The following is a 12,961-nucleotide window of genomic DNA, read 5'->3' on the forward strand; positions in this document are numbered from 1 at the left end:
GTGAGATGCCGAACTCTAGTTAACCAACCTTAAATACTCCCGACTTCCTAATTCATAATACTAAATCCAGTTATTAAAAACTGATTATTTATTCTACCCTTTGGCTTTTGCCTCTTGCATGAGTGCCTTTCCTGATATGTAGCCTATACTCAACGGATTTAGTATAATTCATAATTCATAATTCATAAGTACCTAAGCAAAATTAATTACACATATCTAACCCCGCTCTTGCCTCTTGCCTCTTGCCTATCTTCACTAGGAAATTAATTTTGCACGACTACTTAATTCATAATTCATAATTCATAATTCAGGCTCTTCGTTACTTGGTATGGTTCGATAGGGGGGCATAAATCGACTAAATCCTTATCTGGCAAGGGATTTAATTGATTAGTTCGCTCTAGACGAAAATAATTGACAAAAATCGCTAAATGCCTTTCTACATAGGGGTTCCATCCCTTATAACCCCCGTTCATTGCATAACACAAACCGAAGAGCCACTGATAACTGAATTATCCCTTGACAATTGCCCCAAAATCTGCTAAGACTCGGGCGTGATTTCGCAGTAAACCCAAGAGATTTAAACGATTGCGACGGACAGATTCTTTTTCGGCCATGACTAACACACTATTTTCGCCATCAAAAAAGTCAGCCACCACGGGAGAAATTGCCGTTAAAGCAGTGACGAGACGCTGATAATCTCTTTGCTCTCTTGCGCTGATAGTTTCGGGAATTAGGGCATTTAAAGCGTCATAAAATGCTTGTTCGGAGGATTGTTCAAATAAATCCCTATCGATGATTCCCTTCATTTCTAGGGTAGTTGTATCTAAATCTCCTTTTTGTGCCAAACGGGTGGAGCGATTGACAGTTTCATAGATGTTGGCTAACTGACCATCCTGACGAATTTGGCATAAAAAGCGAGCGCGTTCACGGGTGTCTAATAAATTTTCTAAAGCGCGAGACTTATACTCCGGATCGTTTTCCCCTAAAACTGCATTAACGAGATCATAATCTATCCTCAAATCATCAATTAAGAGAGTTTGCAGACGTTGTAAAAAGAAATCTTTAATCAGATTAGCTGGGTTGGGTTTATCGGGATGACTGGTGACAAAATCCTGAGCTATTTGCTCAATTAATGCCAAAAGATTGATATTAAAATCGGCTGACCAGATAATACTAATTATTGCATTGGCAGCCCGACGGAGAGCGAAGGGATCTGAGGAACCTGTGGGCAGTATTCCCAGTCCAAAAATACCGACTAAAGTATCCAAGCGATCAGCAATTCCCACCACTTGACCAGTGATTGTTTCTGGGAGTAAATCCCCAGCATTGCGAGGCAAATAATGTTCAAAAATGCCCCGGGCAACTATAGCCGATTCACCACTAATTAAAGCATATTTTTCGGCCATTACTCCCTGTAATTCGGGGAATTCATAAACCATTTGGGTAACTAAATCCGCTTTACAAAGCATGGCAGTGGACTCTATATCACTGCGACTTTGTTCATCGAGATTTAACTGTTCGACGATCATCTGGGCAATTTCCATAATCCGATCGACTTTATCGCGCATGGTTCCCAATTCTTCTTGGAAAGTGACGGTTTCCAGTTGGGGAAGAAAACTATCTAAGGGTTCATCACAATCGGCAGTATAGAAAAATCTGGCATCGGCTAACCGTGCGCGGATAACCCTTTCATTTCCCGCAGAGATAATCTCAGATTTCTGGGGATCGCCATTGGAAATAGTGATAAAATAGGGTGACAAACCCTGTTTAGTCTTGACTGGGAAATAACGCTGATGTGTCACCATCACGGTAATAATTACTTCCGGGGGTAATTCCAGAAATTCATCGTCAAATTTGCCGACAATTGCCGTGGGATATTCGACTAAGTTAGTTACTTCTGCTAATAAATCTGCGGGAATTTCTGCCACTCCCTGGAGTTTTTTGGCTAGGGTGGTAATCTGATCGGTAATTATCTGTTGACGCACTTGCGGATCCGCTTCCACAAAAATTGATCGCAAACTGGTTAAATATGCTTGGGGGTGACTAATGGCTAGGGATTGCGGGTGTAGAATGCGATGACCAAAAGTTAAGCGATCGCTGGTTAAAGTGGTAGAGCCATTAATTAATTCTAGGGGTAAAACTTCCCCATCCACTAAAGTTAATAACCAACGAATTGGCCGGGGAAATCTTAAATCTCCATCTCCCCAACGCATAAAACGTCTTCCTTCCAAACGGGTAATCCATTGGGGAATTAATTCAGTTAAAATCTCGGCTGTTTGACGACCCGGAATCGTTTTTTCAATATAGACAAATTCTCCTTTGTCTGTGGCACGAATGGAGAAAGCGTCGGTGCTAACTCCCTGTTTTCGAGCAAAACCCTCACCCGCGGCGGTAATTTGGCCATTTTTGTAGGCGGCACTAACTGGCGGTCCTTTTATCTCCTCGCTGCGCGCTTCTTGCTCCCTTGGTAATCCTGTGATTAACACGGCCAAACGGCGCGGGGTTGCGTAAACTTGAATAGCAGTAGCGTCCAGAGATTCCGTCTCTAAACTCTTGCTAACTCTTTCCTGCAATTGTGCGATTGCGCTATCGACAAAATCTGCGGGTAGTTCTTCTGTACCGACTTCCAGTAAAAAATCCATCTGATTGATTGGCCGTGTTTATGCTTCACCAATCATCTAGGCTATCACAGAAGCCGTGTCCTTAGTTTTTGACTGGTGTTGTTCGACTTTTTGGGTTAGGGTGAAAGATGCAGCAAATTGGAATCAGCGACGATGGGAAAGATTAATTTATTAGTCAGTGCCACCTCTGAGGATTGGATAGAACAGGCAATTAATAATTTAGGGATTATTCTGCTCGATCATTCCCATTGTGAGCGAAAAGCGGCAGGAGTGGCCTTAAATCTCATGTTTCGTTATCCTTCCTACGCTTCCCTCGTGCGGAAATTAACAGCGATCGCACAAGAGGAATTAGAACATTTTGAACAGGTCAATCAATGGTTAGATAAATGGGGAATTCCCCTCGCTCCCTTAAATTCTCCCCCTTATGGTGCTAAATTAAAGGCCCAGATTCGTCACCAAGAACCCGATCGCCTTTTGGATTCTCTGTTAATATCAGCTTTAATTGAGGCGCGTTCCCACGAAAGATTAGGTTTATTGGGAGAATATTGTCCTGATCCCGATTTAGGCAAATTTTATCGCGGTTTAATGGCTTCCGAAGCGCGTCATTATGGTATTTATTGGCTATTAGCAGCGGATTATTTTGAACGTACAGTGATCGAGCAACGTTTAGAAACCCTAGCGGCGATCGAAAGTGAAATTCTCACTACTCTGCACCCAGAACCTCGTATTCATAGTTGATTGCACCCAGGGACAAACCCTATCTAAATTACTCGTTCAACTCAATTTCTCTCTTAGAAAAGGGTAAATCTTGATTGATTGCATCAATTTCTTCCTGTTCCATTTGATTAATTTCCTGGATATAGTTGCGGAGAATTTGAGTAATTTTGCCATGATAAAAACGGTGTAAACTGTGATTAGCAGTGGCGGGAAAACCCCGTCTTTTTTTATGTTGTCCTCCCGCACCGGGGTCAAACATGGTAATACCTTGACTAATTGCCCAATCGATCGGTTGATAGTAACAAGCTTCAAAATGTAAACAGTCGTACTCTTGAAAACTGCCCCAGTAACGACCATAAAGATTAGTATCTTTGCGAATACAAAAAGATAAACCCACCGGTTTAGTATCCTTTTCATTCTGGTAGGCAGTAATCAAAACCACTCGCTGACGATAATTCGGATATAATTGTTCAAAAAATTTCTGTGTCAGGTATTTACTTCCCCAGTAAAATTTATCACAGGTACTGCTATAAAACCGATAAATTAACGGGAATAAATGATGGGGAATTTCTTCGGCAGCCAGAGTTTTAATAATTAACCCCGCATTAGTCACCGCTTTCCGTTCCCGTTTAATATTGCGCCGTTGATTAGCATTAAAAACCGTCAGATAATCTTCAAAACTTTGAAAACCTTTGTTATTCCAAATATAACTATGATGTAACCAGGGAGTAAAGCCAAAATTTTCCATTAAAATTCGCCACTGGGGATCCACAAAAAGAAAATGACAACCCGACAGATTATTTTGATCACAAAAATGATCAATAGCCGCTATCATTAAAGCAGTAATCTCCAGTTCATTTTCCCCCGGAGCAACTAAAAAACGATAACCCACCGCCGGAGTAAAAGGGGTCATTCCTAACAGTTTCGGATAGTACCTAATCCCCAAACGATGGGAAAGATCTGCCCATTGGTGGTCAAAGACAAATTCACCATAACTATGACTTTTAATATACAAAGGAGCGGCAGCAATTAACTCAGTACCGCACCAAACTGTGAGATGAGCCGGTTGCCACCCGGTGCGTCCCGTGGCACTGCCAGAAGTTTCGATATTATGTAACCATTCCCACTCTAGAAAGGGAGTAGTTAGGGGTTGAGCGAGAGCATCCCATTTTTGTTGGGGAATCTCACTCATTTTATCAATCCAAGCGACAGAATATTGAGGTTTAAGCTGTTCTACCATGGCACAAGATAAGTCAACCTTTTTATTTAAGGTAATCTAGTTTTGAGATTTGTGGGAATCTCGTTCAAGGGAATAATGTAGGAAAATTTCTGCTTCCACGGTTTCCACGCTCAAAAGTCGTAATTTTCTGGCAGAATCAGCCATAAATCCAGTTCCTCCCAGGGGAGTTGCCGCTTTATTGCCTCCTAACAACAAAGGACAAATGGTTAGGTAGATTTCATCGATTAAATCTTCAGCTAAAAGAGAGGCAATTAATTCACCTCCTCCCAGAATCGCCAGCTTTTTGATACCTAGGGCGGTAAATTGACTAAAAATAGCCTTCCAATCACCGCAGACTAAGACAAGCTCAAATAAACCCCGATTTTCCCATACCGCCACTTTTTCCGCTGCCGTGATTAACCAGCGAGGGAAAGGCTGCTGAAAAAATTTCATCTGGGGATCAAGCTGGCCTGAATAAGAACAAACGATCTGTATCGGCTGCGAAGATAATCCCCGTTGTTGACGGTGTGCGAGAAAGTCGGGATGACGGATAGGAAGACTGGTGTGATAAGCGCGTAGGGTGTTAGCACCGAATAAAGTGGCATCCATGGAGGATAAATGTTGTTCTAGACGTATTTTATCGGTAGCAGAGGCAAATCTGGCCGCTGACTGGTATGCGTCGGCAATTTTACCATCGGCACTCATGGCTAAAATAACGCTGGTGTGAGGACGACTCATGGCAAATGATCAGGGATATCACCCGGTCCGATTGGTTAATAGGCTAGTATAGTCTGGAGTTTGATAGCAAGAATCAAAGCAATTTTCACCCATGTCTATCGGTCAATCCTCCTTTCGTCGTATTCTGCTCTCTCGCTTACTCTTGGTTAGTGTTCCTGTACTACTAATGGGAGTTTATGTCACCTATCGTAAGGCGCGATCGGCTTTTTTGGAAACGGCCCGTCAAAATCTCACCGAAAGTGCCATCAGAAAAGAAGACAATATTGAGCAATCAATTCAACTTTTGCGGGCCAATATGATCACTGCGGGGGAAAGTCTGGTTTTAAAACAGGGAACCTTAGCCGAAAAAGAAGCTTTTTTACAACAATTAACAGTGCTGCTTCCTAATCAGATTAACTGTGTGAAATTAATTGATATTAAGACCAAGAAACCTTTATTAAATCGAGCCTGTGAACCAGCAATACTCGAAGTTTTGCCTCTGGAAAGATGGGCAAAAAAACGGACTAGCTTTGCTGGAAATATCGAGAATATTTTAATTAGAAGTTTACCTAGAAAACTTCTAATTAAATCTCCCAATAACAATCGTCAATTAGAATTAATTTTTGCCGTTCCCATCTACGATAATCAAGGACAATTACGATCTGGTCTGATTCTGCAAACTTCTCTACTTTACCGTGAGAAGGTTTTACCCGGTTCTTTGTCAGGTTATCCCGTGGTTATTTCTGAAAATGGCATTATTCTCGCTCATCCCTATTTTCATCGCATTGGTAGCCATATCAGTCAAGAAGCTGATGCGGAACGTCTCAATCTGATCATCGATAATGCTGTTAGAGGTCGACGGAGATTTCTCCATTTATTTTCTTTCGAGAAATATGGCAAAGAATTAGTCGCTGGTTACAGTTCCCTCCCCAGTCCAGTTACGGGAGAATCATCCCAAAAATGGGTAGTTTTAGCCATTAGTTCCCTCTCCCAAGCTCTGGCTCCTCTACAACAAATTTGGGAGGCAATTTTTTATCTGATTTCTGGTTTATTATTAGCTTATTTAGTAGCTATTGTACTTATTGCTAGGGATTTAGCTAGACCTTTAGAGAAACTGCGAGATTATGCCTTAAATATTCAGAAAATTCCTTCCCAAAAGATTAGACCACAAAATTTTAATATTAGAGAAATTAATCAGTTAGCCTCGTCCCTAGAGGAAATGCTCGAACGTTTACGTCTTTGGGGAGAGGAAATAGTTAAGAGTCGGCAAGAAGCGGAAAATGCTAGTCAATTAAAAAACCAATTTTTGGCGAATACTTCCCACGAATTACGCACCCCTCTTAATGGTATTATTGGCTCAATTCGTTGCGTTATGGATGGATTTTGTAACAGTGAAGAGGAGGAAAAAGAATATTTGCAACAAGCGGATAAGGCAGCCGTACATCTTTTGGAAATTATTGATGATATTCTCAGTATTGCTAAAATAGAAGCAGGCAAACTTTCCGTTGATCCTGAACCAGTAGATTTACACCAAATTATCAATGAAGTTGTTAGTTTACAAACAGCATCGCTGCAGGGTAAGCACCTAAAACTAAATTTGCTTTTCTGTCCAGAAAATCCGATAGTCTATGCTGATCCCACTAAATTAAAACAGGTAATTTTGAATGTTATTTCTAACTCAATTAAATTTACCGAGACGGGAACTATTTCTCTGATAACTCACTTAGAATATCCACAGGCTATTATCACTATAGTCGATACAGGAATCGGTATCGACCCCCAGCAGCAATTAAAATTATTCCGTCCTTTTGTGATGATTGATGGTTCCACAACTAGAAAATTTAGCGGTACAGGTTTAGGATTAGCTATTTCTAAGAATTTTATGAAAGTAATGGGGGGAGATATTACTATCTCTAGTCAAGGTCAAGGTTTAGGAACAACTGTAGAAATTATTCTTCCTCTGGTGGGGGAAAAAAAGCTTGATTCTACCCCAGAGGAAAACTCATCTTTGCCGATTCTTCCCTCTCTTAAAAACTAAAATATCTCTATTTAACTCCTGTAATTTCTGGGGAATTTAGTTTATAATTCCTCTAAACTTTCTACGGGTAAATTAACCACCTGATAAGCACCAAAAACCTCGATCGCATCGGTATAATTTGTTAATTCTTCTAAAGTTTCTGCGATTAAATGCTGTTGATCCAGATTAATTTCTAGATCAATAAAAAATATGTATTCCCCTAAAGATCGTTTAGTTGGTCGCGATTCAATCCGAGATAAATTAAGCTGACGTTTGGCAAAAACTTCTAAAGGTTTGACTAAAGCACCGGGTTGATCTAAAACCTGAAAAGCGAGGGACATTCGCTCCCCTTGGGGATGGGAAGTTAAAGCCATTACCCAAAAACGGGTACAATTATCGGGATAATCATTAATTGGTTTTGTTAATATTGGTACATGATAGAGTTTTGCTGCTCGGGGGGAAGCAATAGCGGCCGAATTGGCCTCTCGATCAAGAATTTGAATCGCTTCTGTGGTAGAATTGGTGGGAATAATCGGCACAGTAGGTAAATTATTTTCTAGCCATTTTTGACATTGGGCTAAAGCTTGGGGATGGGAATAAACGGTGGTAATTTCTGTTAGCGATTGTCTGGAAGATAAGAGTGCATGGGAAATCGGTAAAACCAATTCTTGTTGAATCTGTAACCCGGGTAATTGCCATAAAGCATCAAGAGTCATTACCACACTTCCCTCGGTGGAATTTTCCACTGGAACCACTGCTAAATCGGCCTGATTTTGGACAACCGATCGCAGGGCCAAGGCAATGCTAGGATAGGGTATTAATTGATGAGGCTGGGGTGCTAAACTGTTAGCAAATGTTAAAGCGGCTGTTTCTGAATAGGTTCCCACTGGCCCCAGATAAGCGATCTTTACAGTCATTGAAATTATCCCCGCAAGCAATTTTTTCTAGCTATTACAGCCTTTCTCATAAATATCAAGTATAACCTAATTCAACCACAGTTTTCAGTTGATAATTGGGTAAAGTAGCAATATAGTAGGGAACCTTTTTAGCTAACTCTAGGGTACAGGTAATTTTTTTAACTTTGCTTTTACCGCCCAAAAATCTACAATCATAACTAGCATTGTGAAAAACCTTTTCTATCCAGTCAACCAACAGGATTTTAGTGATAAAATAGTCAGTAAGCTCCGGTTGATCGAGAACATCCAAAATTGTCACCCGCTCTCCCGTTAAGTCCGTGGAATCAGCCAGAATTTGAATCAGAGACAAACGGGGAGTCTTGCTATCGTAATCGGCCACTTCCGTATCTAACCAAAGAATGGGAAAATGAGAAAAGTGATCGATCGCATTTTTAATAGCGTCGGATTCCGTTAAATAAGGCATGGTTGCAGAGGCTGAAAAATGTATCAAAAAATCTTGATAGCAGTAGATTTATCAGAGATGGGGGAGAGTGTCTTTAAACAGGCTGTATCCTTAGCCAGTAAGTATGAAGCTAACCTCCTACTACTGCACGTCCTTTCCCCTGAAGAAGATTATAGCCCTTTACCGATTCCACCCAATTTAGCCGATATTTACCCCGCCCAGGGCAATGATCTGACTCTCGATTTTTGGCGGCAACAATGGGAAGAATTTGAGCAGAAAGGGGTGGCTATGTTGCAAAAAAGAGCTAATCAAGCGGGAGAAATGGGTGTAAAGGGAGAATACCGGCAAATTTACGGTCATGCCGCCAAAACTATCTGTAAAGTGGCGCGAGAGGAAAATATTGATTTAATTGTCATCGGTCGGCGTGGGCGATCGGGTCTAGGAGAGTTATTCTTAGGTAGTGTGAGTAATTATGTTCTCCATCATGCCCCCTGTTCCGTCTTAATTGTTCAACATCGTCAGGACTAAAAATTCCTGTTAGCTATTCCCCCCTAAAATCCCCAAACGATTAAAAGGAAAAAAGCGAAAAACCGCCCTACCAATCACGTTATTTTCCGGTAAAAACCCCCAGATATGGGAGTCATTGCTATTATTGCGATTATCTCCCATGACAAATAAATTATTTTCCGGCACGAGCAAAGGCATTAAATTATATTGAGGGGATTCTAGAATATAATCCTCTGCCAAGGGTTGATTATTCAGATAAATTTTGCCCTCCTTGACAGCAATCACATCCCCTGGGGTGGCAATCACTCTTTTAATAAAAGCTTGGTCCTTTTGATATCCCTGTAATTGTAATTGTGCCGGTGGTTCAAAGACGACGATATCCCCCCGTCGAGGAGGATGGAAATCGTAGGAAAGTTTTTCCACCACTAAGCGATCGCCCTGTTCTAAAGTGGGTAACATAGAATCCGAGGGGATAAAACGAGGTTCAGCCACAAAAGTGCGGATCAGTAGGGCTAAAACTAAAGCTATAGTGATAATTTGCAGATTTTCTCGAATAGAAGCCCAAAAACTCTTGGATTTGTCCTTATTAATTTCTTGCTCTTGCATTATTGCCCAGATGATGGTTGGTTTAACTTAGCTTTCGCTTGCTGCCAGAAAACTGTTAATTCCTCTAGTGTATAGTCATGGAGAGGCTTTTCTGCCACGGATTCCACTAGGGAAAAACGTTGAATAAAACGCAGATTAGTCTCTTGTAAAGCGATACTGGGGTCTAAATCATACCAGCGAGCAAGATTGACAATAGTAAAGAGTAAATCGCCTAATTCGGCCTGTTGATGCTCTTTACCGCCCGATTCTAGGGACTCTTGCCATTCTGCCAACTCTTCGCCAAATTTTTCCCAGACTCCCGCGATATTTTCCCAATCAAAACCGACTCGCGCTGCTTGCCGAGAAATTTTCATCGCCCCGATCAAGGGTGGTAAAGTTTGGGCATAACGGGTTAATTTGCCGCTAATAGTCGGGTCATTTTTTTCCTCAGCTTTGATTTTCTCCCAATTTTGACGCACCTGTTCGGGATTTTCTAGGGATAGCTCCCCAAAAACGTGGGGATGACGACGAATTAATTTATCAGTGATGCCTCTAGCCACTTCTTCTAGGCTAAAATTACCCTCATCACTGGCAATTTGGGCTTGTAAAACCACCTGTAGCAGTAAATCGCCCAATTCCTCGGCAATGGCAGTTTTATCACCACTTTTAATCGCTGCTACCACCTCATAAGCTTCCTCGATAACGTAGGGAATTAGGGTTTCCGGGGTTTGCGCTAAATCCCAAGGACAGCCGCTTTCTGGGTCTCGTAAACGGGCAACAACGCTGATTAAATGGTTTAATGCCGCTAAGATGGCCTTGTAACTGGGATTGTCGGTTTCTGGAAGGCTAGACATCGATTTTTTCCGGTTTTCTCGCCCATTATACCAGTTAGTTATCAGTTATCAGTTATCAGTTATCAGTTATCAGTGATCAGTTATCAGATGTGAGTTTTCAGTTCACTAATCACTGTTTACCGATCACAGCAAAAAAGCTCTCATCTCCCTATCTTCCTAATATTCAGTCACAGCTTTTCTCATAATAGATGAAGTTTAACCTAATTTGATTGAAGACCTACCCCCCAAAATGAAAACTTCGTACCTCACCATTCAGATAACTGCTTTAGCTCAATAACAATGAAAAAACCCGGTTTCACCGGGTTGCACTAGCTTGGAGTGTGTATAATCAACCGATAAGGCAGTTGAAAACTTAAATAAATCTAAATAGAAAAAAGGTAAGCAATTCCGCTGTAAGAGAATCAGATTTAATGAATCATCCCGCAAGTTAGGGGACAAGAAGCATAAACAGCTTGATGAGAGGTTTTTACCTCACCGTGTAACCAGTGCAGCCAGCTAACTTCATGGGGATGAACACCTTTTGCTGCTAACAAAGCGGCACTAATTAGGATAGCCAAAATGTTAATACCAATAATCATTCCTGCCACTAAAAGCACGGAACTAACCGGTAAAACTGACTGTAAGATAATCGCAGACAATGCCCCCACTGTCATCATTAATACTACTAAAGGAAATCCCACTACTAATAAACAGACAGTGAGGACGAAACTCCAGAGAAGAAAGCTTTTTAGCATTGCTAAAGAAACGTGGCCCCAGTTATTTCTTGCGGTTAATTGCATCTTCCTGACCTCTTACAAACTTGGTGGTCTAACTTTTCTGCACGTCGGCTCAAAGTTGATGAAAACCAGTATAGGAAAAACACCGAAGAAAATGAGCTATTCGCAATATAAATTTACAATCATCGCCGATCATCTATGTTATATGTATCGAACTATTACAAAAATCGCCAAGAGGTATCGAAAACTTTACAATCGGTTTCCCTTGATCCCCAATCCAGTTTCCTACTGAAATCCTTGATCCCCGTCGATAATCCTTTCTTGTCTCCCTGTCCTCAGATTTTTCCTCGTCTCTTTGTAACAAATCTTTACAAGTACCTCTAGAATTCTCAGAAAATAGGTGGACGACAGTAACCAGTAATCAGTCACCAGCAATCAGTAAACTGAAAACTCGCACTTGTCACAGAATTGACATCCGGCTGTTATAGTCCTGACAAATGAGAGTTATATACTAAAGTTAATCCAGCAAAGGAATAAATTATTTCCCCTAGCCCAGCTTTCCTCAAGCTTCCCACACAGGGTCTAGGGGAAGTTTATTTTTCTGCCCATGAGGAAAACCGCTACCTGGCCCGAAAAGAAAATTTTTCTAGAAATTGACAAGCCTTGACAGCAGGGAAGACAGTCAGACAGACTAACCTAAAAAGGTTTTTGGAGCGAAAATATAGTTTCTTGCCTTTCTGTCCCCCTAAAAGCAGTCTTAGCTCTGATGGCGAGCATAATCATCCTGAAAACGCACTATATCATCCTCTCCTAAATATTCCCCATTCTGCACTTCAATTAATACCAATTTGATCACCCCGGGGTTTTCCAGACGGTGAGCGGTACACTGCGGCACATAGGTGGACTGATTAGCACCGAGAATTTCCTCGTTATCTCCACAGGTGACTTTTGCCGTCCCCGAAACGACAATCCAATGTTCACTGCGATGGTAGTGCATCTGTAAACTGAGACGATGACCCGGATTCACTTCAATCCGCTTGATTTTATAACCGGGACCCTCCTCTAGGGTGGTGAAGGAACCCCAGGGCCTAAATTCTGTTGCCGCCGATTCTACGCTCGAAATAAGCTGAAATGGTGCCACATCTTGGGCTGCGATCATTATATTATGTCTCCATTGCTAGGTCTGATCTTAGTCCAAGATAGCAGCAAAAACCCTAGATGGCATCTAAATCAGTGATCAACTGATCACTGATTCACTCTTCGTCGCTGTTGAGAATACGGGGAACCCGGAAATAATCCCCTTCTGGGGCCGGCGATTCCTGCACTAAGACCTCGTGATCGGGATAAAGTCTATTACTATCAGTGCGAGTGATATTTTGAATCTCGATCGCTCGCGTGGTGGGTGGCACATTTTCCGTGTCTAATTCGCTTAACTGCTCGAAATAATCCAGTATCCCGCTTAATTGCCCCGCAAATTGTTCTTCTTCAGCGTTGGTAATCTCTAAACGGGCTAAATGGGCGATTTTTTCAACTGTTGCTCGATCGATCATGGGAGAAATGGGGGTGTAGGGTGTGGGGTGTAGGGTGTGGGGTGTAGGGTGTGGGGTGTAGGGTGTAGGGTGTAGGGTGTGGGGTGTGGGGTGTAGGGT

General features: G+C 41.7%; 13 protein-coding genes. 3 read left to right on the forward strand and 10 right to left on the reverse strand.

Annotated elements, in window-relative coordinates; all coding sequences use genetic code 11:
• Positions 1-509 precede the first annotated feature (509 nt).
• Complete coding sequence (gene glyS, locus IQ224_RS07070) at positions 510-2,642, reverse strand: glycine--tRNA ligase subunit beta (protein WP_194032762.1); 2,133 nt, start codon at positions 2,640-2,642, stop codon at positions 510-512.
• A gap of 132 nt (positions 2,643-2,774) precedes the next feature.
• Here glyS and IQ224_RS07075 point away from each other — a divergent pair, with 132 nt between their 5' ends.
• Positions 2,775-3,359 (forward strand): tRNA-(ms[2]io[6]A)-hydroxylase, encoded by a 585-nt coding sequence (locus IQ224_RS07075; protein ID WP_002760145.1) that lies wholly within the window; start codon positions 2,775-2,777, stop codon positions 3,357-3,359.
• Positions 3,360-3,387: 28 nt separating this feature from the next.
• On the opposite strand, the gene IQ224_RS07080 is transcribed toward IQ224_RS07075, so the two are convergent.
• Together IQ224_RS07080 and IQ224_RS07085 are read right to left on the reverse strand one after the other, a co-directional pair.
• Entirely contained in the window at positions 3,388-4,578 is a 1,191-nt protein-coding gene (locus tag IQ224_RS07080; protein ID WP_194032763.1) for a GNAT family N-acetyltransferase, read from the reverse strand.
• A gap of 36 nt (positions 4,579-4,614) precedes the next feature.
• The gene (locus IQ224_RS07085; protein ID WP_002747865.1) at positions 4,615-5,295 is read right to left on the reverse strand and encodes a dihydrofolate reductase family protein; all 681 of its coding nucleotides are present in this window, start codon (positions 5,293-5,295) and stop codon (positions 4,615-4,617) included.
• Between the two features lie 91 nt (positions 5,296-5,386).
• Here IQ224_RS07085 and IQ224_RS07090 point away from each other — a divergent pair, with 91 nt between their 5' ends.
• On the forward strand, positions 5,387-7,312 hold the full coding sequence (locus IQ224_RS07090) for a sensor histidine kinase (RefSeq protein ID WP_002747866.1): 1,926 nt from the start codon (positions 5,387-5,389) through the stop codon (positions 7,310-7,312).
• Positions 7,313-7,353: 41 nt separating this feature from the next.
• Here the strand turns inward: IQ224_RS07090 and pheA are convergent, their stop codons facing one another.
• Both pheA and IQ224_RS07100 read right to left on the reverse strand, forming a co-directional pair.
• Positions 7,354-8,208 (reverse strand): prephenate dehydratase, encoded by an 855-nt coding sequence (pheA, locus tag IQ224_RS07095; RefSeq protein WP_194032764.1) that lies wholly within the window; start codon positions 8,206-8,208, stop codon positions 7,354-7,356.
• A gap of 55 nt (positions 8,209-8,263) precedes the next feature.
• Positions 8,264-8,671, reverse strand: coding sequence for a hypothetical protein (locus IQ224_RS07100; RefSeq protein ID WP_228036120.1), 408 nt, complete (start codon positions 8,669-8,671; stop codon positions 8,264-8,266).
• Positions 8,672-8,689: 18 nt separating this feature from the next.
• On the opposite strand from IQ224_RS07100, the gene IQ224_RS07105 reads away from it, so the two are divergent.
• On the forward strand, positions 8,690-9,178 hold the full coding sequence (locus IQ224_RS07105) for a universal stress protein (protein ID WP_002747875.1): 489 nt from the start codon (positions 8,690-8,692) through the stop codon (positions 9,176-9,178).
• Positions 9,179-9,187: 9 nt separating this feature from the next.
• Here the strand turns inward: IQ224_RS07105 and lepB are convergent, their stop codons facing one another.
• From lepB to gatC, 5 genes are all read right to left on the reverse strand, one after another.
• Entirely contained in the window at positions 9,188-9,763 is a 576-nt protein-coding gene (lepB, locus tag IQ224_RS07110; protein WP_002747877.1) for a signal peptidase I, read from the reverse strand.
• Positions 9,763-10,596 carry a nucleoside triphosphate pyrophosphohydrolase gene (gene mazG, locus IQ224_RS07115; protein WP_002747879.1) on the reverse strand — a complete coding sequence of 278 codons (834 nt, stop codon included), beginning with the start codon at positions 10,594-10,596 and terminating at the stop codon, positions 9,763-9,765. The genes lepB and mazG overlap by 1 nt, the downstream gene beginning before the upstream one ends.
• Positions 10,597-11,003: 407 nt before the next feature.
• The gene (locus tag IQ224_RS07120; protein ID WP_002739421.1) at positions 11,004-11,375 is read right to left on the reverse strand and encodes a hypothetical protein; all 372 of its coding nucleotides are present in this window, start codon (positions 11,373-11,375) and stop codon (positions 11,004-11,006) included.
• A gap of 694 nt (positions 11,376-12,069) precedes the next feature.
• Positions 12,070-12,471 carry a phosphomannose isomerase type II C-terminal cupin domain gene (locus tag IQ224_RS07125; protein ID WP_002738428.1) on the reverse strand — a complete coding sequence of 134 codons (402 nt, stop codon included), beginning with the start codon at positions 12,469-12,471 and terminating at the stop codon, positions 12,070-12,072.
• A 94-nt stretch (positions 12,472-12,565) separates the two neighbouring features.
• Positions 12,566-12,862: an Asp-tRNA(Asn)/Glu-tRNA(Gln) amidotransferase subunit GatC gene (gene gatC, locus IQ224_RS07130; protein WP_002747882.1), complete on the reverse strand. Its 297-nt coding sequence runs from the start codon at positions 12,860-12,862 to the stop codon at positions 12,566-12,568.
• Positions 12,863-12,961: the final 99 nt, after the last annotated feature.

The organism is Microcystis sp. LEGE 00066 (assembly GCF_015207925.1).
GTDB lineage: Bacteria > Cyanobacteriota > Cyanobacteriia > Cyanobacteriales > Microcystaceae > Microcystis > Microcystis ichthyoblabe_A.